Origin of the sequence: Flavobacterium sp., from assembly GCF_043778725.1 — a bacterium.
Lineage (GTDB): Bacteria > Bacteroidota > Bacteroidia > Flavobacteriales > Flavobacteriaceae > Flavobacterium.
Genome location: NZ_JAYWFT010000157.1, coordinates 1 through 23,071, shown reverse-complemented (window position 1 = coordinate 23,071; position 23,071 = coordinate 1). Strand labels below are relative to the sequence as shown.

22 protein-coding genes and 1 pseudogene are annotated in these 23,071 nt (G+C 30.1%); 9 read left to right on the top strand and 14 right to left on the bottom strand.

Going from position 1 to position 23,071, the window contains the following annotated elements; translation table 11 throughout:
- The 5 genes from ACH2CG_RS14780 to ACH2CG_RS14760 form a co-directional block, all read right to left on the bottom strand.
- A partial coding sequence (locus ACH2CG_RS14780; protein ID WP_395066551.1) for a hypothetical protein occupies positions 1 to 214 on the bottom strand: 214 nt, incomplete at its 3' end.
- A gap of 9 nt (positions 215 to 223) precedes the next feature.
- Positions 224 to 934 (bottom strand): phosphodiester glycosidase family protein, encoded by a 711-nt coding sequence (locus tag ACH2CG_RS14775; RefSeq protein ID WP_395066549.1) that lies wholly within the window; start codon positions 932 to 934, stop codon positions 224 to 226.
- Positions 935 to 1,102: 168 nt separating this feature from the next.
- Positions 1,103 to 2,143, bottom strand: a complete 1,041-nt coding sequence (locus ACH2CG_RS14770) for a PLP-dependent cysteine synthase family protein (RefSeq protein ID WP_395066547.1) — start codon at positions 2,141 to 2,143, stop codon at positions 1,103 to 1,105.
- Positions 2,144 to 2,311: 168 nt separating this feature from the next.
- Positions 2,312 to 2,950, bottom strand: coding sequence for a hypothetical protein (locus ACH2CG_RS14765; RefSeq protein WP_395066545.1), 639 nt, complete (start codon positions 2,948 to 2,950; stop codon positions 2,312 to 2,314).
- A 36-nt stretch (positions 2,951 to 2,986) separates the two neighbouring features.
- Positions 2,987 to 5,047 (bottom strand): S9 family peptidase, encoded by a 2,061-nt coding sequence (locus ACH2CG_RS14760; RefSeq protein WP_395066543.1) that lies wholly within the window; start codon positions 5,045 to 5,047, stop codon positions 2,987 to 2,989.
- A gap of 292 nt (positions 5,048 to 5,339) precedes the next feature.
- Between ACH2CG_RS14760 and ACH2CG_RS14755 the strand changes: the two genes are divergently transcribed.
- Positions 5,340 to 5,660 carry a YbaB/EbfC family nucleoid-associated protein gene (locus ACH2CG_RS14755; protein WP_395066541.1) on the top strand — a complete coding sequence of 107 codons (321 nt, stop codon included), beginning with the start codon at positions 5,340 to 5,342 and terminating at the stop codon, positions 5,658 to 5,660.
- Positions 5,661 to 5,742: 82 nt separating this feature from the next.
- Here the strand turns inward: ACH2CG_RS14755 and ACH2CG_RS14750 are convergent, their stop codons facing one another.
- Positions 5,743 to 6,768 carry a threonine aldolase family protein gene (locus ACH2CG_RS14750; protein ID WP_395066540.1) on the bottom strand — a complete coding sequence of 342 codons (1,026 nt, stop codon included), beginning with the start codon at positions 6,766 to 6,768 and terminating at the stop codon, positions 5,743 to 5,745.
- Between the two features lie 238 nt (positions 6,769 to 7,006).
- Between ACH2CG_RS14750 and prfB the strand changes: the two genes are divergently transcribed.
- Positions 7,007 to 8,102 (top strand): peptide chain release factor 2 gene (gene prfB / locus ACH2CG_RS14745; RefSeq protein WP_395066538.1). Its coding sequence is split into 2 segments (ribosomal slippage): positions 7,007 to 7,069 and positions 7,071 to 8,102, totalling 1,095 coding nucleotides; the frame shifts between segments, so codons are not numbered across the junction.
- Between the two features lie 242 nt (positions 8,103 to 8,344).
- Here the strand turns inward: prfB and ACH2CG_RS14740 are convergent.
- From ACH2CG_RS14740 to ACH2CG_RS14725, 4 genes are all read right to left on the bottom strand, one after another.
- On the bottom strand, positions 8,345 to 9,115 hold the full coding sequence (locus tag ACH2CG_RS14740) for a dienelactone hydrolase family protein (RefSeq protein ID WP_395066536.1): 771 nt from the start codon (positions 9,113 to 9,115) through the stop codon (positions 8,345 to 8,347).
- A gap of 116 nt (positions 9,116 to 9,231) precedes the next feature.
- Positions 9,232 to 9,717: a hypothetical protein gene (locus tag ACH2CG_RS14735; protein WP_395066534.1), complete on the bottom strand. Its 486-nt coding sequence runs from the start codon at positions 9,715 to 9,717 to the stop codon at positions 9,232 to 9,234.
- A 208-nt stretch (positions 9,718 to 9,925) separates the two neighbouring features.
- Positions 9,926 to 11,254: an inorganic phosphate transporter gene (locus tag ACH2CG_RS14730; protein ID WP_395066532.1), complete on the bottom strand. Its 1,329-nt coding sequence runs from the start codon at positions 11,252 to 11,254 to the stop codon at positions 9,926 to 9,928.
- A gap of 27 nt (positions 11,255 to 11,281) precedes the next feature.
- Positions 11,282 to 11,926, bottom strand: coding sequence for a DUF47 domain-containing protein (locus ACH2CG_RS14725; protein ID WP_395066530.1), 645 nt, complete (start codon positions 11,924 to 11,926; stop codon positions 11,282 to 11,284).
- A 159-nt stretch (positions 11,927 to 12,085) separates the two neighbouring features.
- Here ACH2CG_RS14725 and ACH2CG_RS14720 point away from each other — a divergent pair, with 159 nt between their 5' ends.
- From ACH2CG_RS14720 to ACH2CG_RS14705, 4 genes are all read left to right on the top strand, one after another.
- Positions 12,086 to 13,714: an acyl-CoA carboxylase subunit beta gene (locus ACH2CG_RS14720; protein ID WP_395066528.1), complete on the top strand. Its 1,629-nt coding sequence runs from the start codon at positions 12,086 to 12,088 to the stop codon at positions 13,712 to 13,714.
- An 88-nt stretch (positions 13,715 to 13,802) separates the two neighbouring features.
- Positions 13,803 to 14,072 (top strand): hypothetical protein, encoded by a 270-nt coding sequence (locus ACH2CG_RS14715; RefSeq protein WP_395066526.1) that lies wholly within the window; start codon positions 13,803 to 13,805, stop codon positions 14,070 to 14,072.
- Positions 14,069 to 14,446 (top strand): hypothetical protein, encoded by a 378-nt coding sequence (locus ACH2CG_RS14710; RefSeq protein WP_395066524.1) that lies wholly within the window; start codon positions 14,069 to 14,071, stop codon positions 14,444 to 14,446. The genes ACH2CG_RS14715 and ACH2CG_RS14710 overlap by 4 nt, the downstream gene beginning before the upstream one ends.
- Before the next feature lie 23 nt (positions 14,447 to 14,469).
- Complete coding sequence (locus tag ACH2CG_RS14705; RefSeq protein WP_395066522.1) at positions 14,470 to 16,092, top strand: M1 family metallopeptidase; 1,623 nt, start codon at positions 14,470 to 14,472, stop codon at positions 16,090 to 16,092.
- A 52-nt stretch (positions 16,093 to 16,144) separates the two neighbouring features.
- On the opposite strand, the gene ACH2CG_RS14700 is transcribed toward ACH2CG_RS14705, so the two are convergent.
- The gene (locus tag ACH2CG_RS14700) at positions 16,145 to 17,188 is read right to left on the bottom strand and encodes an AMP-binding protein (RefSeq protein ID WP_395066520.1); all 1,044 of its coding nucleotides are present in this window, start codon (positions 17,186 to 17,188) and stop codon (positions 16,145 to 16,147) included.
- Positions 17,185 to 18,114 carry a CPBP family intramembrane glutamic endopeptidase gene (locus ACH2CG_RS14695; protein ID WP_395066518.1) on the bottom strand — a complete coding sequence of 310 codons (930 nt, stop codon included), beginning with the start codon at positions 18,112 to 18,114 and terminating at the stop codon, positions 17,185 to 17,187. Before ACH2CG_RS14695 ends, ACH2CG_RS14700 begins: the two co-directional genes overlap by 4 nt.
- A gap of 80 nt (positions 18,115 to 18,194) precedes the next feature.
- On the opposite strand from ACH2CG_RS14695, the gene arsC reads away from it, so the two are divergent.
- Positions 18,195 to 18,536 (top strand): arsenate reductase (glutaredoxin), encoded by a 342-nt coding sequence (arsC, locus tag ACH2CG_RS14690; RefSeq protein WP_395066516.1) that lies wholly within the window; start codon positions 18,195 to 18,197, stop codon positions 18,534 to 18,536.
- Positions 18,537 to 18,640: 104 nt separating this feature from the next.
- Positions 18,641 to 21,085 (top strand): TonB-dependent receptor domain-containing protein, encoded by a 2,445-nt coding sequence (locus tag ACH2CG_RS14685; RefSeq protein ID WP_395066514.1) that lies wholly within the window; start codon positions 18,641 to 18,643, stop codon positions 21,083 to 21,085.
- 70 nt (positions 21,086 to 21,155) lie between these two features.
- Here the strand turns inward: ACH2CG_RS14685 and ACH2CG_RS14680 are convergent, their stop codons facing one another.
- Together ACH2CG_RS14680 and corA are read right to left on the bottom strand one after the other, a co-directional pair.
- Positions 21,156 to 21,323, bottom strand: a complete 168-nt coding sequence (locus ACH2CG_RS14680; RefSeq protein ID WP_395066512.1) for a hypothetical protein — start codon at positions 21,321 to 21,323, stop codon at positions 21,156 to 21,158.
- 100 nt (positions 21,324 to 21,423) lie between these two features.
- Positions 21,424 to 22,494: a magnesium/cobalt transporter CorA gene (gene corA, locus ACH2CG_RS14675; RefSeq protein ID WP_395066510.1), complete on the bottom strand. Its 1,071-nt coding sequence runs from the start codon at positions 22,492 to 22,494 to the stop codon at positions 21,424 to 21,426.
- Between the two features lie 68 nt (positions 22,495 to 22,562).
- Between corA and ACH2CG_RS14670 the strand changes: the two are divergent.
- Positions 22,563 to 23,071 (top strand): annotated as a pseudogene (locus ACH2CG_RS14670) (imidazolonepropionase); the annotation flags it as partial.

Below are 23,071 nucleotides of genomic sequence, written 5' to 3'. Positions count from 1 at the left end.
CATTATCTAGATATTTTTGAGAAAAAGAATTTACAATTTCAATTGGTGTTTTATTATTTTTAAAACCATTATCACATACTTCACTAAAAAGTGGTAATAAAACTCCTGTATTATCGATAGCGTCAAACGGTAAAGTTATAAATACACTGTTGTAAATGTGGTACTTAGACAATACATTTTGATTGAAACGTTCTATTTTAGGAAGTGTGTACATAGCTGTTTTTTATTTTTTAGTAACTCCAATTATAACTCCAAAATCTCCGTCTGTTTGCATCCATTTTTGCTCTAAACAATAGGTTCGCGATACAAATCCATCCAAATATAAAGCATTTTTACATCCTTTTTTTTGAAAAAAATGTGCAAATTCATAAAAATTAACTTCGTCCTTAGACATTGCGAAAATAATTTCATTATTTGGTAATATTCCAACTCCATTTCTAACATTCAAATTGGTAGATTTTTCATTAAAAATAGTATTAATTTCTCCATCAATTACCAACATTGGACCAGATTGTGTAGCATATTTAACATTATTAGTATAAATGAAATCTTGAGTTTTACAAATTTTTGCCTTATCATCAATCGTTAAAAAGAAAATCCCATTGGGTTTTAAATAAAAATTACCAGTTCCAGAAGCCGTATCTATACTTGATTTGTAAATTTTATTCTCTATAAAAAGTCCTTGTGGCGATTTGTCTTTTTTATACATTCCGCCATTCATTGCAAAAAGTAATTCTTTATTATTTTTTTTTAATTCAAGTTTCAAATTGTTCAAACTACCATAATTAATTTCTTTCTCATTTTTAAAATACATACAAACGGAAGCCTTTTTTGGATTAACTGTATATTCTATATAGTCAGAATTTAATTTATAATGAATTATAGTCGCAAGTGTAAGTACAGAAAGTAAAGCCAAAGAAAAAATATTTTTCATCATATTCAATTTATATAGTACTGAAAATTTTTAATTTTTAAGAAAAATAAATTTAAACATTTATTGATGTAATTAACTTTTAAAACAAAAAAAATACTAATTGTTATTAACAAAAAATCCCAAAGTCTATTACGCCTTTGGGATTAAATTATTTTTATAAAGTAAGTGTTACTTAATAAATTCTATTTTTTGAGCTTCTTCGGCATTAACACTATCAAAGAAACCTTGTTCATTCATCCAATCATCACTAAATACTTTACTCATATATCGTGAACCATGATCTGGAAAAATTATAACTACATTACTTTCGGCAGTAAATTCTCCTTCTTCGGCAAATTGTTTTACAGCTTGTAAAGCTGCACCTGAAGTATATCCAACAAATAAACCTTCAGTTTTGGCAATTTCTCTTGTGGTATGAGCGCTTTCTTCGTCAGTCACTTTCATGAATTTATCAATAGATTCAAAATCGGTTGCTGTTGGAATTAAATTTTTTCCTAAACCTTCAATTCTATATGGATAAATTTCATTATTGTCAAACTCTTTGGTTTCATGGTATTTTTTTAAAACCGAACCAAAAGCATCAACACCAAGAATTCTAACGTTTGGATTTTTTTCTTTAAGGTATTTTGCAATTCCAGAAATTGTTCCACCAGTGCCACTACAAGCTACAAGATGTGTAATTTTTCCAGAAGTTTGTTCCCATATTTCTGGACCAGTAGTTAAGTAATGTGCATCAATATTAAGTTGATTAAAATATTGATTGATATAAACCGAACCTTTAGTTTCTTCGTGCAAACGCTTTGCTACATTATAGTAAGAGCGCTCATCATCTGCCGATACGTGTGCTGGACAAACATATACTTTGGCACCAAGAGTGCGAAGCATATCAATTTTATCCTTTGAAGATTTAGAACTAACTGCTAAAATACAACTGTATCCTTTAATGATACTTACCATTGCTAAACTAAATCCGGTATTACCCGATGTAGTTTCAATAATAGTATCGCCTGGAGTTAAAATTCCTTTCTTTTCTGCTTCCTCAATAATATATAAAGCAATTCTATCTTTAGATGAATGTCCTGGATTAAATGCTTCAACCTTGGCATAGAAGTTTCCTTCTAGATTTTCGGTTATTTTGTTCAGTTTAATAAGAGGTGTATTTCCTATTAATTCCAAAACATTATTGTAGGCTTTTATTTCTTCTTTCATAAATAAAAAAATTTGTTGAGGCTTTCTATTGGTTACCCCAAAACATTGCAAATTTAATAAAAATTTTTAAACAATTTTAAGTTTTGTCATAATGTTATTTATATTTAATATTTATCAAAGTGGTAATTAAATAAAAAACACACATTAAAACTGCTAATAAAAGTTTGTTTATCTTATAAATTTATAAATATAATAAGTTCTAATTTTTTCATAATAATAATTAATCTTTTGCTTTAAAGTAGGATTAATATAGATAAGTTTTCCTCCTCCAGACCAACTATCACTATCAAAAGGACCATAATTAGGATCTTTATATTTTGATATCACATGTACATATTTGAAGTTTGGAAATAATGATATTATTTTCTCTAATTGAACTGCTCTATCACCTTCAATAAATATAACACCATGATCAGAAATAATATCTTTTATCATATCTATAGAATCATCGCTACCATCTATAATTACAAAATCATATTTTACATTTTGTTTATTGATGTATTCTAAATCAGGAAAAACATTAATTTGATTATAAACATTCCCTAAATTTAATGGTAATTGTTGCAAACAAAATTCATTTTTTTCTGTTCCGTCATATAAAAATTTTAATTTATTGTCATTTAAATACTCAACTACAGAGTAAGAAATACTACCAATTCCTAAACCTACCTCTAGTATTTTTTTAGGATTGTTAAACTTTACTAAATCTATAATTTTTTTTAGAGCAAATAAACTTGCAATATGCTGGTTTCCTTCAGCTTTCGAAAATTTTTCGTAATATTTATCTGCGTAACTTTGATTATCCATTATCTTTAATTAATTAAATATTATTTTTTTTACTATCTATCTTTTAATTCCTTCTAAATCCAACAAAAAACTAAATTCTTTAGCAACTTCTTTAAGAGATTCAAATCGTCCAGACGCGCCACCATGTCCTGCATCCATATTTGTATCCATAAACAATTGCTTAGAATTGGTTTTTAAAACCCTCAATTTTGCTATCCATTTAGCTGGTTCCCAATATTGTACCTGAGAATCGTGTAATCCTGTCGATATGTACATATTAGGATAATCTTTAGCTTCCACATTATCATAAGGCGAATAAGACAACATATAATTGTAATATTTTTTAACATTTGGATTTCCCCATTCGTCGTATTCTCCAGTTGTTAATGGTATAGTTTCGTCCAACATTGTTGTTACAACATCTACAAACGGTACTTGTGCAATAATTCCGTTATAAATTTCTGGTGCCATATTTACAATTGCTCCCATCAATAATCCACCAGCAGAACCACCTTCGGCATATAAATGTTCTGGCGATGTATATTTTTCTGAAATTACGTAGTTAGAACAATCAATAAAATCTGTAAATGTATTTTTCTTTTTTAATAATTTTCCGTCTTCGTACCAATGTCTGCCTAAATCTTCACCACCACGAATATGAGCAATAGCATAAACAAATCCTCTATCTAACAATGACAATCTAGTCGTTGAAAAATAAGGATCAATATTCATTCCATACGAACCATAAGCATACAATAAAAATGGATTTTTGCCATTAAGTTCTACTCCTTTTCTATAAACCATAGAAATTGGAATTTTGGTTCCGTCGGTGGCTGTTGCCCAAATGCGTTTTTCGGTATAGTTATTTTTATCAAATGTTCCTCCAAGTACTTGTTGCTCTTTTAATACTACTTTTTCTTTGGTTCGCATATTAAAATCAATCAAAGAACTTGGTGTTGCCATTGACTGATAGCTGTAACGTAAAATTTCAGTATCAAAATCGATATTGGTTGTAGTTTCGGCCGTATAAGTTTCAATATCAAATGGTAAATAATAGGCTTCACTCCCATTCCAAGGCATAATTTTTATTTTACTCAAACCATCAAAACGTTCAGAAACTACTAAATAGTCTTTAAAAATATCTATTCCTTCAAACAAAACATCATCGCGATGAGCAATTAAATCAACCCAATTTTCTTTAGAAGTTTTATTTTCTGGCGTTTTCATCAGTTTGAAATTAGTTGCATTATCTTTATTGGTAACTATATAAAAACTGTCTTCATAATGCGAAATTGAATATTCCAATTCGCGAGTACGTTTCTGGAAAATTTTAAATTTATCATCTGGAGTTTCGCACAAAAGAATTTGATATTCAGATGTTAACGTACTTTCGGAAGTGATTATCAGATATTTTTTAGATTTAGATTTATAAACCGAAACATTAAAAGTGTCATCTTTTTCAAAATAAACTACAACATCAGCATCAGGATTTGAACCTAATTTATGTTTAAAAATTCTATCTGGACGAAGCGTAACTTCATCTTTTCTTGAGTAAAAAATGGTTTTGTTATCACTTGCCCAAGTTGCGCCGCCAGTAGTATTTTCAATTTTTAATGGTAAAACTTCATTGGTTTCTAAATTCTTAATTTGAATGGTATATTGACGTCTAGAAACAGTATCAATTCCATAAGAAACCCATTTATTATCTTCGCTTATACTAATTCCGTTTAAATTGAAATATGTAAAGCTTTGCGCCATTTCATTACAATCAAAAAGTAGTTCTTCATTGGCGTCCAAACTTCCTTTTTTGCGGGAATGAATAGGATAATCTTTGCCTTTTTCAAATCGTGTAATGTAGAAATAGCCGTTGTAAAAATAGGGAACCGATTCGTCATCTTCCTTAATTCGGGCTTTCATTTCTTCAAATAAATCCTTCTGAAATGCTTTTGTATGTTCGGTTGACTGATTATAATAATCGTTTTCTTTATTTAAATAATCAATAACTTCTGGATTTTCTCTATCGTTTAACCAATAATAATTATCCACTCTAACATGTCCATGTTTCTCTAATTGATGCGGAATAATTTTTGCAATTGGTGGTTGTAATTCTGTACTCATAATTTTATTAAATTCTAAACAAATTTAGAGTAAACATTTCTTAATAAATTGCAATTTCAATTAAGTTATAAACTAGAAATTAACAAAAAAAATGGTTTCGGGTTTCGGGTTTTGAGTTTCGAGTTTCGAGTTTCGAGTTTCGAGTTTCGAGTTTCGAGTTTCGAGTTTCGAGTTTTGAGTTTTGAGTTTTGAGTTTTGAAATTGATTTTTGAAATTGACTTTTGGTATTGATTTTTGATATTGATTTTTGAAATTGAAATGGATAGTATTACTTTTGTAAAAAAATAAACTTATGGACTTAATGGGAATGATGGGAAAATTGAGAGATACCCAACTAAAAATTGAAGAAACTAAAAAACGATTAGATACCGTTTTAATTGACGAACAAAGCAGTGACGGTCTTTTAAAGTTAACTTTCACAGCCAATAGCAAGTTAAAATCAATTGCAATTGATGACGCTTTGTTGGAAGACAAAGAACAATTGGAAGATTATTTAATTTTAGTAATCAACAAAGCCATCACTAAGGCTGAAAATATTAACAAAGCCAAACTAGATGCTGTTACTAAAGTAGATATGCCAATGATTCCTGGCATGGAAGATATGTTTAAATAGAACTTTAAATATAAAAAAATCCAAATTTCAAAACTTAGTATTTTTTTTGAAATTTGGATTTTTTATTTAGAAATTTCAATCTTTAAAATTTCATTTTCTCTAACGCTTCCAGTACATAACTGTGCATAACTGCCTTATAATCAAGATGAGTTACTATTCTAAGTTTGCCGTGTCCCATCGAGCTAATGTGAATGTTTTTTTGTTTTAATTTTTCAATAACCCATTTGTCTTCTAACGATGGTCTTACAGAAAATATTAAAATATTAGTTTCTACCGGTTCTACTTTTTCTACCCAAGACAATCTGCTCAATAATTCGCCTAGTTCTTTAGCACGCTTATGATCATCATCTAGACGTAACATATTGTGTTGTAAAGCGTACATTCCGGCAGCAGCCAAATATCCAGCTTGACGCATTCCGCCTCCAAATATTTTTCTAATTCGTAACGCACGTTTCATATCGGCTTTGCTTCCTATTAATATTGATCCAATTGGTGCACCAAGTCCTTTAGACAAACAAACAGAAATAGTGTCGAACAATTCACCAAATTGTTTTGGATGTTGTTTTTTGGCAACCATGGCATTCCACAATCGTGCTCCATCAAGATGGTATTTCAAATTGTTTTCTACACAAACTTGCTTTATTTTTCTTAATTCTAAAATATCGTAACAAGCACCACCACCTTTATTTGTAGTATTTTCTATACTCACTAATGATGTTAATGGCGCATGATAAAATTCGGGATCATTAATAGCGTTTTTTACTAAATCTGCCGTAATCATTCCACGTTTTCCATCAACTAAACAACAAGAAACACCACTATTAAACGATGCACCGCCACCTTCATAATGATAAATATGAGAATATTTATCACAAATAACCTGTTCGCCAGGATTGGTATGCAACTTAATAGCCGTTTGATTCGCCATTGTGCCACTCGGAAAAAAAAGTGCTGCTTCCATTCCAAACAATTGTGCTACAGCATGTTCTAGCTCATTCACCGTTGGATCTTGCTTATACACATCATCACCAACTTTTGCATTAAACATAAATTGCAACATTTCATTACTTGGCTTGGTTACCGTATCACTTATTAAATTTATTTCCATAATCTCAAAACTAATCTTATTTTTGTAAAAACAATTGGTAAATTATATTAGAAGCTAATCCTGCTATACGCTCCAATCTTTTTTAAAAATTCCTTTTTTTCTAAGTTAAAAAAAGAGCTTCTTTGGTCGCTTTTTTTCAACAAGAAAAAATAGTCATTTTATAAAAAAGGATTTCCGCTACTATCAGGGCTAAAAATCAGTGCTAACTATATAATTCACTGCAAAAATAGAACAATTTATGACAAATACCGAACAAATAAAAGGTATTGTAGAGCGTCTTGGTGCGTTGAGGAGGTATCTTTGACATTGATGCCAAGCTTATTGAAATAACCAACGAAGAAGAAAAGACCTTTGCACCCGATTTTTGGAACAAAGCCAAAGAAGCCGAATTGCTAATAAAAAATCTACGCCAAAAGAAAAAATGGGTAGAAGATTTTGAAAAAGGCAATGCATTGGCAGAAGAACTTCAAATAACTTATGAATTTTTCAAAGAAGGTGATGCTTCCGAGGAAGAACTGGATGCGCAATATCAATTGACAAATACCCATATTGAAGATCTAGAATTTAGAAACATGCTTTCTGAAGAAGGAGATAATATGAGTGCCGTTTTGCAAATTACCGCTGGCGCTGGCGGAACAGAAAGTTGCGATTGGGCGTCAATGCTAATGCGAATGTACATGATGTGGGCAGAAAAGCAGAAGTATAAAATAAAAGAACTAAACTTTCAAGAAGGCGAGGTTGCTGGTATAAAAACAGTTACTTTAGAAATTGAAGGCGATTTCGCTTTTGGCTATCTTAAAGGTGAAAACGGCGTACATCGATTGGTACGAATTTCACCATTTGATAGTAATGCTAAACGGCACACTTCTTTTGCATCTGTTTATGTTTATCCTTTGGTTGATGATACAATTGAAATTGATATAAATCCTGCCGATATTGAAATCATCACTTCACGATCAAGTGGTGCTGGTGGACAAAATGTAAATAAGGTAGAAACCAAAGTTCAGTTGTTTCACAAACCTACCGGAATTCAAATTCAATGTTCAGAAACACGTTCACAGCAAGACAATAGACAACGTGCAATGCAAATGTTGAAATCGCAATTGTTCGAAATTGAATTAAAAAAACAACAAGCACAACGAGCAGATATCGAAGCCGGAAAAATGAAAATTGAATGGGGTTCACAAATTAGAAATTACGTAATGCAACCCTATAAATTGGTTAAAGATGTCCGCTCTGGCTATGAAACTAGTGATGTTGATGGCGTTATGAATGGAAATATTGACGAATTTCTCAAAGCCTATTTGATGATGATGGGACAAAAAGAGGAATAGTTTTAGTTTTTAGTGTTCAAAATTAAGTTATTAGAAAAATAAATTTTAAAATAATAAATATTTTAAAATTTGTCACTTTAAATTCATATTTTAAACCTATATTTGCATCGAGGATTCCGAAAGGAAGTTACACCTCACCACAATAGCCGTCCGCTCCAGGTCGGCTTTTGTATTTTATAAAAGAAAAATGTCCAGAAAAAACTTAATTTTTCTGGACATTTTTTTATGAAATCAGTTGTTGCTTAAAGAACTTCTTTCAAGAAATCTAAAAGTGCTACCCATGAGCGTTTGTAGGCTTTTTCATTATAAGCTGCACCTTTGCTGTTGTCGGTTCCTGCGTTTTTATCTGTAAAAGAATGAACTGCATTGGCATAATAAACCATTTGCCAATCTGATGTTGATTTTCGCATTTCTTCTTGAAAAGCTTTAATTTCGGTTTCACTTTCATAAGGATCATCTGCACCGTGTAAAACCAATACTTTAGCAGTAATAGGTTCAATAGTTCTTGCTTCATCTCGACCTAAACCTCCATGAAACGAAACAATTCCTTTTACTTTCATATTGCTTCTTGCAGCTTCAATTGCTCCTGTTCCGCCAAAACAATATCCCATTACAACAATATCATCTGGATTTGCTCCTTGCTTTATTAATTGATCCAATGCCAATTGAATTCTTTTTTGATATTCCTGAATATTCTTTTTGTAATATCCAGCTTTTTGTCCAGCTTCGCTATAATTTGTAGGCTTATTTCCTACGCCATAAATATCGGCTACAAAAGTATAATAACCTAGTTTAGCCAAATCTGTAGCGCTTTCTTTAGCATGATCATCAATTCCCATCCAAGCAGGCAAAATTAAAATTCCAGCTTTACTTTTTAGTACTTTGGTTGGTTTTACTACAAATCCGCTAAGTTTTTGTTCACCGTCATTGTAATCGATAACTTTTAATTGTGCAGTAATCGCTTTTGGAAATAACAGTGCTAGCAGTAATAAAAGAGAAAATTTTGTTTTCATAAAGTTTTTTTTAAAATATAAATTTACTGCAAGAAAGTAAAAACAATAGTTAAGAAAGTATTAAATAAAAAAACCGATGCGTAAACATCGGTAATTAATCAATAATTCTAATAAAATTATTTTTTCTTTTTAGATTTAGATTTCTTTTTTGCTTTTTCTTTTTTCTTTGCTTTAGCTTTATCTTTAGCTTTTTGTTTTTTTGCTTTTTCTCTCTTTTTAGCTTTGCGCTTTTTCTCTTTATCTTTTTCTTTTTGCTTTTCTTTTTTAGCTTTAGCAATTTTATTTTCTTTAGCTTTCTTATCTTTTGCTTTCACTTTAGATACAGCTTTTTTAGCTTTTTCTTTGTCGGAATCTTTCATTGTTTCTGTTTTTTCTGGATTTATAGCACTAATTATCGCAGAAACTTCTTCGTTGATAACTTCGTCTGTTTTAATTTCTTCTTGTTCTGTTTTTTCTGGAGTAACCATGGCAACACGAGTTCTTGTTTTTGGTGCTAATTCTGTCTCTTCTAATTTTACAACTTCATGATTGGAAGTTTCTGTTGCTGATTCTGAAATAACTTCAGGTGTTGTTTCTGTTGTTGTTGGTTTTCTTCTTATCATTATTTTAAGTTTGTTATTAAATTTAATGTAAATTATTTGTAAAATTAACGTTAACAAAAGTACGGTTTTAAGACATTACTCAATGTTAAGTTTTCGATTTGAGTGAAAACTTAACATTGGAAATTTTAAAAGTCTTAAAACAATTAGACTTTAAAACAAAAAATCCTAAAAATGAATTTTAGGATTTATATAAATTTGTATGTTTTTATTAAATAAAGATATTTAAAATGTAATAAACTAGACTTGCAATTATTGCAGACACTGGAATTGTTAAAACCCAAGCCCACAATAGTTTAACAGTTACACCCCAACGTACAGCAGAAACTCTTTTGGTTACTCCTACTCCAATAATTGAACCTGTAATTGTGTGTGTGGTTGATACAGGAATTTTAAAATGTTCTGTCATAAATAAAGTTAATGCTCCAGCAGATTCTGCAACAACTCCTTCAAATGCGGTTACTTTTGTAATTTTAGAACCCATCGTTTTTACAATTTTCCATCCACCGCTTAAAGTTCCTGCTGCAATAGCCGAATAACACGCTAACGGAATCCATGTTGGCATTACTTTTTTATCTATATCGATGTGCAACCAGTTGGGTAAATTTACAGTAACTCCTTGTTGATGAATATAAACTGTAACTGCCGCTGCGATAATTCCCATAACTTTTTGAGAATCATTTCCACCATGTCCTAAACTAAAGGAAGCCGAAGATAATAATTGCATTTTCTTCAATACTTTTTCTGCTCTAGCAGTTGATAATGAACTAAATATTAAATTAAAAATGGCCAAACTATAAAAGATTATAGCTACAAGAAACCATTTAATATTATCTGGATATGCAAGAAATGATAAAAATTTATTGCTGAACTTTTGCTTTTCAGGATCGATAGTATACTCTAAAACAGTTGAAAAATAATAACCAACTGCAAGCATTAAACAAACAGTAAAAATTTTTGTGTAAATATTCTTTTTGGACGAATACATCAACCATATTGAAATAAAATAAGAAATTATCATTCCAAGTAGTGGCGCCAAAACAATGAATGCAATAATTATTAAAACACCACTCGGCAATTCTCCTTCTTTGCCCGAAGAATACCAATTTACAACATTATACCAATGTTTATAAATTATTTCTCCGTTTTCGCCTTTGGATGCATAGTCACTAAATCCATTTTTATTAAATGCAAAAGCTATTGCAGCACCTGCAAAACCTCCAATTAATGTATGTGAGGATGAAGACGGAATTCCTTTCCACCAAGTGATTAAATTCCAAATAATTGCAGCAATTACACCCGATAAAATTACTGATAAGTCAATTTGAGAAGTATCTGCCGTTTTTGCAACTGTATTGGCAACTCCAAATCCGAAAACCCAATACGCCAAAAAATTAAAAAAAGCTGCCCAAACAACTGCTTGAAAAGGAGTAAGAACTTTAGTAGCAACAATAGTAGCAATAGCATTAGCCGCATCATGAAAACCGTTTATGTAATCAAATATTAGGGCAAGTACTATAATAACAATTAGTAAAGTCATATTGGTAATATAAAATTATCGTTTTTATTATGAGTGTTTTACAGAAATTTGTTCCATAACATTAGCAACACTTTTACATTTATCAGATGCTGATTCTAACGCAGAAAGAACTTCTTTATATTTGATAATATTCTTTGCATCAGTTTCATTTTCAAAAATATCTGCTACAGCTTTATCAAAAACTACATCGGCTTTACTTTCTAATTTATTAATTTTTTTGCAAGTTTCTTTAATTAATTTGATATTATTCATATCCTTTAATTGCTTGATTCCTTCATTTATAAGTTGACAAGCTTCCAAATTAATTTCGGTTAATTTTCGGATAGATTTTGTGATTTTTTCAACTTGATACAATCTCATTTTACTAGCTGCACCATGCATATAATCGGCTACATTATCAATTGCTTTTATCAAGGAGTGAATGTCCTCTCTGTCAAATGGTGTGATGAAATTTCTACTCAATTCAAGGTGTGTCTTGTGTGTAATTTCCTCAATAATTGCTTCAAGTTCTTCTATTTTTTTAAAATATTCTTCACGCTCTAACTTTGGTGCGTTTACTGCTTCGTGAAGTGTTTCTGCTAAAACAACCAAATTAGCTGATGCTTGCTCAAAAAGAGGAAAGAATTTTTTATCTTTCGGAACTAGAAACTGGAAAATATTGTTTAATGTCATCTTTAGTGATTTTTACGATGCAAATGTATCCTTCTAATGTTAAGTGAATATTAACTTATTCAAAAAATAATTTGATAAATATACAATTATTAAAAATAGATATATTCCTTTTTGAAAACGTTTTCGTACTTTAGCCACAAACAAAACTGCAACAATATTATGGACTTAAACTTCAATAAAAACGAAGATCATAACAAACTTTTAGTATCCGATTTAAAACAAAAATTTGCTAAAGTCAAACTTGGTGGCGGTGAAAAACGAATAGAAAAACTGCATGCCGAAGGCAAAATGACAGCTCGTGAACGCATTGATTATCTGCTAGATGAGAAAGCTAAATCTATAGAAATTGGAGCTTTTGTTGGTGACGGAATGTATGCCGAACATGGCGGTTGTCCTTCTGGTGGTGTTGTAATAAAAATTGGATATGTAAAAGGTAAACAATGTATTGTTGTAGCCAACGATGCTACTGTAAAAGCTGGCGCTTGGTTTCCTATTACTGGTAAAAAGAACCTTCGAGCGCAAGAAATTGCCATGGAAAATCGTCTTCCTATCATTTATTTAGTGGATTCTGCAGGAGTTTATTTGCCAATGCAAGACGAAATTTTTCCAGATAAAGAACATTTTGGACGCATTTTTAGAAATAATGCTATAATGAGTAGCATGGGAATTACTCAAATTGCAGCAGTTATGGGAAGTTGTGTTGCAGGTGGTGCTTATCTGCCAATAATGAGTGACGAAGCTATGATTGTTGATAAAACAGGAAGTATTTTTCTTGCCGGAAGTTATTTGGTAAAAGCTGCAATAGGAGAAAATATAGATAATGAAACTCTTGGTGGTGCTACTACGCATTGCGAAATTTCGGGCGTAACCGATTATAAAGCTAAAGACGATAAAGATGCTTTAGACCGAATTAAAAGCATTGTTGGCAAAATTGGCGATTATGATAAGGCCGGATTTAATAGAGAAAAACCTCAAAAACCTGCTCTTGACGAACAAGATATTTATGGAATAATTCCAAAGGCAAGAACAGATCAATACGATATGATAGAAATTATCAAACGATTGGTTGATAATTCTGAAATGGATATGTACAAGGAAGACTATGGAAAATCTATCATTACCTGTTATGCTAGAATTGACGGTTGGGCAGTTGGAATAGTTGCCAATCAACGTATTGTTTCTAAAACTAAAAAAGGTGAAATTCAGTTTGGCGGTGTGATTTATTCGGATTCTGCTGATAAAGCAACTCGTTTCATTGCCAATTGCAATCAGAAGAAAATTCCGTTAGTATTTGTTCAAGACGTTACTGGTTTTATGGTTGGAAGTAAATCGGAACATGGCGGAATTATTAAAGATGGCGCCAAAATGGTAAATGCCGTTGCTAATTCGGTAGTGCCAAAATTCACTGTAATTGTTGGAAATTCGTATGGCGCAGGAAATTATGCAATGTGTGGAAAAGCTTACGATCCGAGATTGATTTTTGCTTGGCCAAGTGCAGAATTAGCCGTTATGGGCGGAACACAAGCTGCAAAAGTACTGGCTCAAATTGAAGCTTCTTCACTAAAAGCAAAAGGCGAAGTAATTGATGAAGTAAAAGAAAAAGAATTATTTGACAAAATCAAAGCTCGATATGACGAACAAGTTTCTCCTTATTATGCAGCCTCAAGATTGTGGACCGATGCCATTATTGATCCTTTAGAAACAAGAACTTGGATTTCCATGGGAATTGAAGCGGCAAACCACTCGCCTATTGAGAAAAAGTTTAATTTGGGAGTTATTCAGGTGTAGATTAATATCAAGTACCACTATTTTTTTGAAAGTTAGATTGATTGATGCACTTCTAATTATTGAAGAATCTCATAAATAATTATTAAAAATGAATACAAGACGTTTACCTATTGGATTACTAATTGTATTCATTGATTTAATAGTATATATTTTTCTCGGATTAGTGCTTCTCGGATACGAAGATTTTTATGATGAAAGTAAAGGAGAATATTGGGGTTTAAAAAGTATGACTATTGGACAAAAAGCCGCTTATATTGGATGGTACATTTGGTATGTAATTAATATTTTATTCATTCTTTATATTTTGATAAGGTTTTTTAAACAAATAAGAAATAGATATTTTATCAAGACCAAATGAAAAAAATAGTTATTCTTTTTATATCATTTCTTTTTATTAGTTGCTTTGGATTATTTGACAATAGAACTAGAGAAATTAGCAATGGATATAAATTAATTTGGATAGATTTACCACAACAAAATCGATTTATTGAAAATAAAAATAATGAAGTTGTAATTAATTCTCATGTATATAGTGCTGGATTTGATGAAAATTACATACTAGCAAAACAACATCCAAAAATTAATACTAATCAAGTAGATAAAAAGAAAACAAATTATTTTGTGATTCAATTGAAAAAAGAGGCTACAATTGGACCTATAGATTCAATTTCTTTTTATAATTTCATCAAATTAAATAAATTAGAACATATTTCATTTTCTTTGACAGATTAATAAATAAGCCAATTAAAATAAACATGAAAAAAATACTTTATTTAAGCCTATTTCTTGTTGGCTTCCAAACACTTTCTGCACAAGAAACCTTTACTAGAAAAGATTCTCTTCAAGGTGGTTTGCGACCAGAACGAACTTGTATTGATGTGATGCGGTATGATTTAAATATCAAAATCAATATTGATGAAAAATCGATTGTAGGTTATAATGATATTAGTTTTAAAGTCATTGAAAATACTTCTAAAATTCAAATTGACTTGTTTAGAAATATGCAAGTAGATTCTATTGTTTACAACACTAAAAAGTTAGAGTTTAAAAGAGATTTTAATGCCGTTTTTATAAATTTTCCAAATAATTTATCTGTAGGAAACGATGAGAAAATTAGATTTTATTATTCAGGAAAACCAATTGTAGCAAGAAGAGCACCATGGGATGGCGGATTTGTTTTTACAAAAGATAAACAAGGAAAACCTTGGGTTGGCGTTGCTTGTCAAGGTACAGGAGCAAGTTTATGGTATCCATGTAAAGATTCGCAAAGTGATGAGCCTGATAATGGTGCTACTATAAAAATTGCAGTTCCTAACGGTTTGATGGATGTTTCTAACGGTAAACTTATGGGTAGCGAAGACTTAAAAAATGGCTATACTCGTTGGGATTGGGAAGTTAAAAACCCAATAAACACTTACGACATTACGGTTAACATTGCAGATTATGCGCATATTCAAGATAATCTTGATGGATTAGACATCAATTATTATGTATTGAAAGAAAATGAAGAAAAAGCTAAAATTCACTTTGAAGAAGTAAAACCCATGCTTTCGTGCTATCAAAGTAAGTTTGGTAAATATCCATTCTTTGAAGATGGTTATAAATTAGTTGAAACCTCCTATTTAGGTATGGAACACCAAAGTGCTGTTGCTTATGGAAATAAATACAAAAAAGGATATTTAGGTTCTGATTTATCTATGACCGGAATTGGTTTGTTATTTGATTATATAACCATTCACGAAAGTGGTCACGAATGGTTTGGAAACAGCATTACTTCAAGAGATATTGCCGATATGTGGATTCATGAAGGCTTCACACAATATACAGAGATTGTATATATTGAATGTCAATTTGGGTATGAAAAAGCCATGAAATATTGCAAAGGTTTGCAACGAAATGTAAGTAATGACAAACCAATTATTGGAAATTATGGTGTAAACAATGAAGGTTCGGGTGACATGTATCCAAAAGGTGCATTGATGCTAAACACTTTGCGTCATGTTATAAATAACGACGAATTATGGTGGAAAATTATCTTGAAATATTCTGAAACTTATCGTCATAAAATTATTGATACCGAAACGGTTATTGCTTTTTTCAATAAAGAAAGTGATATAAATCTTACGCCAATATTTAATCAATATTTAAGATACAAAAGCATTCCTGTATTGGAAATGAAATTCAATAAAAAGAAAGTAGAATATAAATGGACAACTGATGTTTCCGATTTTAAAATGCCAATTGATATTAAAGTAAATGGAGAAGAAATTAGATTGGAACCAACAAACAACTGGAAGAAAACGAAACTTAAAATTAAAAATTTAAATGAAATTGAAATTTTAGAAAATGAGTTTTTTATAAAAGTAGAAAAGAAATAAAATTAAAAAATCGCAAATTAATTTTAATTTGCGATTTTTTTATATTCTTTATTTAAACAAAATTTCCTTTTCTCATTACTTTACCATTTTCTGTTTCTTTAAGTTTAGAGATAAAAATTATTTCTTTTGGTCGTTCATATTTATCTAAAGTATCAAAAATTGTTTTATCAACATCATAAAATTCGCCTTCAATTATTAGAACAACTTTTTCTCCAAGATCTGTATCTTCCTTTGGAGCAATTAAAAAGCGTCTATCAATTTTACCGTCCAATTTATGTTCTACTTGCTCTGGCATTATTTTAACACCTCCACTATTTATTACATTATCAATTCGTCCTAAAAATAAAAATTGATTTTCATTTACAAGTTCAACCAAATCGTTGGTTAGAATTACATCATCATTAATTTTGGGCGCATGAATGACTAAACAATTTCTATCATCATAAGAAATAGTTACATCAGGTAGAACCGTAAATGCTTTCTCACCTACTCGTTTGGCTGCAATATGAGTAATGGTTTCGGTCATACCGTAGGTTTCATAAACTTGTGTTGTTTTCAATTCTAACAAATCATTTTCTAATGATTTATTGATTTTAGCACCACCAACAATTAATTTTTTTACTTTGTTGAGTTCTTTTAATGAATTTTGAGCTTGCAATGGAACCATTGCAACAAAGTCATAATCGTATTCATTATTCATCATTGGATGGGAACTTGGTGCTACAAATTCTAAATCTAAACCCAAAATCATAGCACGAATAAGCATCATTTTTCCTGCTACATATTTGACAGGTAGGCATTGCAAAGCTTTATCACCCGATTTTAAATCGAAAAAATCTCCTGTCGCTAATGCCGAATTGACCATGGCTTGTTTTTCTACTCTAATATTTTTTGGAGTTCCAGTGCTTCCAGAAGTTTGCATTTCTATATAGGATTTACTATCAAACCAATCCAATAGAAAATCACCAACTGGCTTTTCAAAATCTTCTCCTTCTTTAATAAAACTATAAGCTACGCGACATAAATCTTCACGATTGAGGTGAAAACCATTTAATTTAAAGTGATTGTGAACGTTTTCGTAGGTTGGATTAATCATTTTTGTTCTTGATTTAAATTAGTTTCAAAAGTTATTTTTCCTGATAATTTTTCTTTCCAATTGGTCCATTTATATTTTTTTGCTAGTATAAATAGAATAATTGGATAAGTAATTACCATAGAAATTATCATTTCATTTAATGAATCGGACGGATCTATTTTTCCCGAATATTTAAAAATTGCATCGGTTTGTAACGCAGAAAAATCGGAAGTTACTAGAAGTGCAGCCATGAGATTGTTTCCTAAATGAAAACCTAAAGCAAGCTCAATGCTTTCATCCATTAAAGTCATAATTCCCAACAATAATCCGGTACCAATATAGAATACCATAACGCCAAACCCCATTTCTGCTACTTCTGGATTAGCACTGTGAAATAATCCAAAAATTATTGATGTAAGTAGCAACGGAAACCATCTGTTTTTTGCAATAATTCCTATTTGCTGCATTAGATATCCTCGAAAAAGATATTCTTCAAAACCTATTTGAAAAGGAAATAACAATAGGCTAATAACCAATAAAACAGCAAACTTTATTGGATGAAAATTCCAAATAATATTGGAGTTATCAAAATAATATGAAATTGCAAAACTTAATAATGTTATTGCAATTATTATTGAAAAGGAAAAGAAAATCTTCTTTATGCTTATTTTGGTTCTTGACGTTGTTAATGATAAAACATTTCGCTCATGTAAAAAATAAACTAGCGTAAACAATAGTGCTAGTAAAAAAAGAAATGGCAATAAATTTATTACCAAAGAGAGCGATTTGGGCATAGATTTCATTAAATCATAAGCGTTATTTAAATCTTCTTTAGTAAGAAAAAAAAACATTATGAAGTTTATTATAAATATTCCGCTAGATAAACCAGCTGTAATGGCAAATCGCCACATATCATTTTTTCCTTTGTAGGCTTGTTCAATAAACATATCGTTGAATGTAAATTATAAATATCACGCCTAAATTAAGTTTTTTATTTCAAATTTCATTACTTAGCAAAAAAAAATTAATGATTACAATATACCACAATCCACGATGCGGAAAATCAAGAGAATGTTTGGCATTTTTAGAAACTTCTAATAAAGAAATTCAAGTAATTAAATATCTTGAAAAGCCATTAAAATTCAATGAATTAGAAAAATTAATTAACAAACTTGCTATAGAACCAATTGCGTTAATAAGAAGTAAAGAACCCATTTGGAAAGAAAACTTTAAAGGAAAAAAGTTATCAGATAAAGAGATTATTCAAAGCATGGTAGACTACCCTATTTTAATGGAGCGACCAATTGCAGTAAATGGTGACAAGGCAGTAATTGCAAGACCATATTCTAGGATAAACGAAATTATTTAGAATTATTCCATCATTATATTTTTAACAAACCTTTATGAAATGATAGTTAAACGATTGTTTAATTTCGCAGTCTTAAAAGAACTATGAAATATAAACATCAAATTATGAGAAACATTAAATTCTTTTTAACTCTAGCACTGCTATTTGTTACATTGTCAAATTATTCGCAACAACGACCAGAAGGTAAAAAAGTAAAAATAACTGGTAAAATCATTGAAAAAGGAACTAGCCAACCGCTAGAATATGCTACAATTTCTCTAGTAAACTCTACTACTAACAAGATAACAGCTGGCGGAATCACTGATGCTAAAGGAGATTTCAGTTTTGAAGCTTCTCCAGGAACTTACACTATTAAAGCAGAATTTATTTCTTTTAAATTGACTGAAATAAAAGGTAAGATTATTACAGACAATATCAATTTGGGATCAATTGAGTTGCAAAGTGATGCTACCCAACTAGATGAAGTTGTTGTACGTACAGAAAAAACTACTGTTGAAATTAAACTTGATAAAAAAGTTTACAACGTAGGAAATGATTTAATGGTAAAAGGTGGAACTGTAAGTGATGTTTTAGACAATATTCCGTCGGTTGCAGTAAGTGCAGAAGGAAATGTAAGTTTAAGAGGAAACGAAAATGTTAGAATATTAATAGATGGAAAACCTTCTAATGCAATAAATATTAATGATGCGTTAAGAATGATTCCTGCAGATGCGATAGACAAAGTAGAAGTTATTACCAATCCATCGGCTAGATATGATGCAGAAGGCGGTGGAGGTTTATTAAATATTATCCTTAAAAAAGGAAAAACCAACGGACTTAATGGCGTTATCATTGCAACAACTGGCTATCCAGACAATCATGGCTTGAGTGCTAATGTTAACTATAAAACAAATGAATTTAACTTGTTTACAACACAAGGATATAATTATAGAAGCAATCCTGGTAATTCATTATTAGATACAGATTATTTAAATGCAAGTAGCACATCTCCTAATTTCATAAAAGAAACTAGAGAAAATGATCGTCTTAATAAAGGTTACAATGGAAATTTTGGTGCCGAATGGTTTTTAGACAAAAACACAACTTGGACAAATAGTGTAAATTATAGAAAATCATCTGGAGACAATCAAGACAACGTTTTGTACGATAGACAATATGTGAATTCTGCTTTGAATAATTATCAAACACGTGTTAACTATGAAGATAGTAAAAGTGATAATATTGAATTTTCTTCTAATTTGATTAAGAAATTTAAAAAAGACGGACATAAACTAACGATTGATACTCAATTTTCTAAAAATACAGACAACAATATTGCCAGCATTCTTGACAGTCAAGAAGGTACAGATGCTACAATAAATCTTCAAAAACAAAGTCGCAATTTACTTCAAGCTGATTATGTCTTACCTATAGGAAAATCTATTCAACTAGAAGCAGGTTATCGAGGTGATTTTTCTGAGCAAGACACTGATGTAACGGTATTAAATGAAGGAATTTTAAATACTTTTTTTACAAATAATTTAGTTTATAAAGAAAAAGTAAATGCCTTGTACACGCAATATGGATTTAAACAAAATAAATTTTCTTTCCTTTTTGGTATGCGTTGGGAAGATTCTAATATTAATATAAATCAAATTACAACTAATAATTTTAATACTAAAAAGTACAATAATTTTTTTCCAAGTGCTTTTTTAACTTATGAAATATCAGAAAAGACTAATGCTTCTATAAGTTATAGCAAACGTATTCAACGACCAAGAGGAAGACAAATTAATCCGTTTAGCAATTATTCTAGTAATATTAATATATTTCAAGGAAACCCCGATTTGAATCCTGCAATGACCTATGCAATTGATTTGGGATTTTTAAAAACTTGGTCTAAAGTTACATTGAACACCTCTATTTATGGTAATAAAACGACCAATACGTTTCAATTTGTAAGAAGAGAATCTGGAACTTTTGTAAATGGAATTCCTGTTATTTTAAGTTCTCCTATAAACTTAGCTACAGAATATAGAGCAGGATTTGAATTTACGTTAAATTACACTCCTTACAAATGGTGGAAACTAAACAGTAATTTCAATTTTTATAGTGTAGAAACTCAAGGTAAATACACATACGTTAATTATTTGAATACAGAAACGACTCAAGATTTCAATAACAAAGCTACTTCTTGGACTGCTCGATTGACATCTAAAATTACATTACCTAAAAAAATAGATTGGCAAACAAATGCTACCTATAACGGACCACAAAATAATGCACAAGGAAAAAGCTTAGGAGTATTTGCAATGAATTTAGCTTTTAGCAAAGATGTATTAAAAGATAAAGGAACGGTAGCTTTTAATGTAAGTGATGTATTTAATTCTAGAAAAAGAATTATGGAAACAAGTATTCCTAATCTTATCAACTCGTATGCAGAAATGCAATGGAGAGAAAGACAATTTACACTCTCATTTACTTATAGATTTAATAAGTCTAAAAATGATAGAGATAAACAACCTAAAAGAAACCAAGACGATAATGGTGGTGGTGATTTTCCTGGATAGTGAAAATAGATTAATAAAAAAGTCCCGAAAATTTCGGGACTTTTTTATTTTAAACAATTACTTAATGGTATTAAGCTTGTTCTAATGCTTTTTGAGCTTTTCTTTCTTTTAATAATTCTCTTGTTGCTCCAAAAATCCAGTATCCAACAAAATGAATTAAAAAAATCATCAACCAGAAACCAATAGTTAAAATGGTTAAGAATAATAAGAAACCTAAATATTGAGCGAATGTAAACATATCTTTGAGATTTTTTTCTTTATAAATACACGTCAAAGATAAATCATAAATTTAAATTGACCAATAAAACCTAATAAATTATTAACAGCTTTTTTAACAATCAATACCACTTCCTTTTTTTGAAATAATAAATCATTATAATTAGCAATAAAAACATACAACCAATAATTACAAAATAGCCATATTTCCAATGCAACTCTGGCATATTATCAAAGTTCATACCGTAAACTCCAACTATAAATGTTAGTGGCATAAAGAATACAGAAACTACAGTAAGTGTTTTCATAACTTCGTTCATCTTATGACTTTGGGATGAAAAAAAGAAATTTGAAGCACTGTCTAACGTAGTTAAATCATATTCTATTTGTTCTAAAAGTTCTAAACATTTTTGATGTAATCTCTCAAAAAAAGTAAAATTATTAACTTCTATTGAATCAAATATAGAATCGTCTTTTATACTTTTTATAGAATATAAGGAATCTCTTAATGGTATGATTGCTCGTTTCAAGAAATTATAATTATCTCGGTGCTTTTCTATTTGTTCTAAAATTGAAAGATCGGTACTTTTCTTAGATAAATTGATCAATTCCTCTACTTTATCTTCCTCATTTTCAATTGTAATGTAGAAATTTTCCATAATTGCATCCAATAAAAGAAACAATAAATAATCGGCTTTTTTAGTTCTAACAATTCCAGAATGCGTTCTAATTCTTTCTCGAATGTGTGTAAAAAAGTCACTTCTTTTTTCTTGAAATGAAACTAGAATTCCATTTTTTAATAAAAAACTAATTTGCTCTACCATAATATTATTAGAGTCACCTTCGGGTAATAATGATTTTATATTAAAAAATAAAGTATCATCGTACTCCTCTAGCTTTGTTCGCTTGGTAGTATTTAAAATATCTGAAAGCATAAAATTGTCAACTTTAAGATAATCGCCAAGATGTTTCATTATCCCAACGTCGTTTAAACCATGAACATTTAACCAATTGGTTTTTCTATAATCTATGTGTTTTTCTATTTCTAAAACGTCAAACTCATTGTATTCTGCCAAATCTAAATCATCAAAAACAAACAACTGAATTTCTGTTTGTGTAAATTTATGAATTCCAGTATACTCAAGCAGCATGGGTTGCACTTTCTTTCCTTTTTTATATTTTATTTTTCTCACAGATTCAAATTTTGTCTAAATTTAGAAATAATTATGTTTTTAAAAGTATTTTTACGCAAATTAAATTAATGAAAACACTAATCACCAACATACAAGAATTACTTCAAATAAGAGATGCAGTAATAAAAAAAGTTTCTGGAGCAGAAATGTCTATTTTACCATCAATTAAAAATGCTTTTTTATTAATTGAAAATGACCTAATTGCCGATTTTGGTTCAATGACCAATTGTCCTAAAATAGATGTAGAACTAACAATTGATGCTTCAGGAAAAGTAGTTTTTCCTTCTTGGTGTGACAGCCATACTCATATTGTTTATGCTGGAAATAGAGTGCAAGAATTTGTTGATAGAATAAACGGATTGAGCTATGAAGAAATTGCTAATCGTGGTGGTGGAATTTTAAATTCGGCTAAAAAACTAAATGAAACATCAGAAGATGAAATTTACAATCAATCGAAAGTTCGTTTGGAAGAAATAATGCAACACGGAACTGGTGCTGTCGAAATAAAATCGGGTTATGGATTGACGGTTGAAGGTGAATTGAAAATGCTTCGCGTAATTAAAAAACTATCTCAAAA

Bases quoted from the DNA above. Each gene is read 5' to 3' on its own strand.
- ACH2CG_RS14775 (WP_395066549.1), bottom strand. From the start codon at position 934: ATGAAAAATATTTTTTCTTTGGCTTTACTTTCTGTACTTACACTTGCG.
- ACH2CG_RS14770 (WP_395066547.1), bottom strand. From the start codon at position 2,143: ATGAAAGAAGAAATAAAAGCCTACAATAATGTTTTGGAATTAATAGGA.
- ACH2CG_RS14765 (WP_395066545.1), bottom strand. From the start codon at position 2,950: ATGGATAATCAAAGTTACGCAGATAAATATTACGAAAAATTTTCGAAA.
- ACH2CG_RS14760 (WP_395066543.1), bottom strand. From the start codon at position 5,047: ATGAGTACAGAATTACAACCACCAATTGCAAAAATTATTCCGCATCAA.
- ACH2CG_RS14755 (WP_395066541.1), top strand. From the start codon at position 5,340: ATGGACTTAATGGGAATGATGGGAAAATTGAGAGATACCCAACTAAAA.
- ACH2CG_RS14750 (WP_395066540.1), bottom strand. From the start codon at position 6,768: ATGGAAATAAATTTAATAAGTGATACGGTAACCAAGCCAAGTAATGAA.
- ACH2CG_RS14740 (WP_395066536.1), bottom strand. From the start codon at position 9,115: ATGAAAACAAAATTTTCTCTTTTATTACTGCTAGCACTGTTATTTCCA.
- ACH2CG_RS14735 (WP_395066534.1), bottom strand. From the start codon at position 9,717: ATGATAAGAAGAAAACCAACAACAACAGAAACAACACCTGAAGTTATT.
- ACH2CG_RS14730 (WP_395066532.1), bottom strand. From the start codon at position 11,254: ATGACTTTACTAATTGTTATTATAGTACTTGCCCTAATATTTGATTAC.
- ACH2CG_RS14725 (WP_395066530.1), bottom strand. From the start codon at position 11,926: ATGACATTAAACAATATTTTCCAGTTTCTAGTTCCGAAAGATAAAAAA.
- ACH2CG_RS14720 (WP_395066528.1), top strand. From the start codon at position 12,086: ATGGACTTAAACTTCAATAAAAACGAAGATCATAACAAACTTTTAGTA.
- ACH2CG_RS14715 (WP_395066526.1), top strand. From the start codon at position 13,803: ATGAATACAAGACGTTTACCTATTGGATTACTAATTGTATTCATTGAT.
- ACH2CG_RS14710 (WP_395066524.1), top strand. From the start codon at position 14,069: ATGAAAAAAATAGTTATTCTTTTTATATCATTTCTTTTTATTAGTTGC.
- ACH2CG_RS14705 (WP_395066522.1), top strand. From the start codon at position 14,470: ATGAAAAAAATACTTTATTTAAGCCTATTTCTTGTTGGCTTCCAAACA.
- ACH2CG_RS14700 (WP_395066520.1), bottom strand. From the start codon at position 17,188: ATGATTAATCCAACCTACGAAAACGTTCACAATCACTTTAAATTAAAT.
- ACH2CG_RS14695 (WP_395066518.1), bottom strand. From the start codon at position 18,114: ATGTTTATTGAACAAGCCTACAAAGGAAAAAATGATATGTGGCGATTT.
- arsC (WP_395066516.1), top strand. From the start codon at position 18,195: ATGATTACAATATACCACAATCCACGATGCGGAAAATCAAGAGAATGT.
- ACH2CG_RS14685 (WP_395066514.1), top strand. From the start codon at position 18,641: ATGAGAAACATTAAATTCTTTTTAACTCTAGCACTGCTATTTGTTACA.
- ACH2CG_RS14680 (WP_395066512.1), bottom strand. From the start codon at position 21,323: ATGTTTACATTCGCTCAATATTTAGGTTTCTTATTATTCTTAACCATT.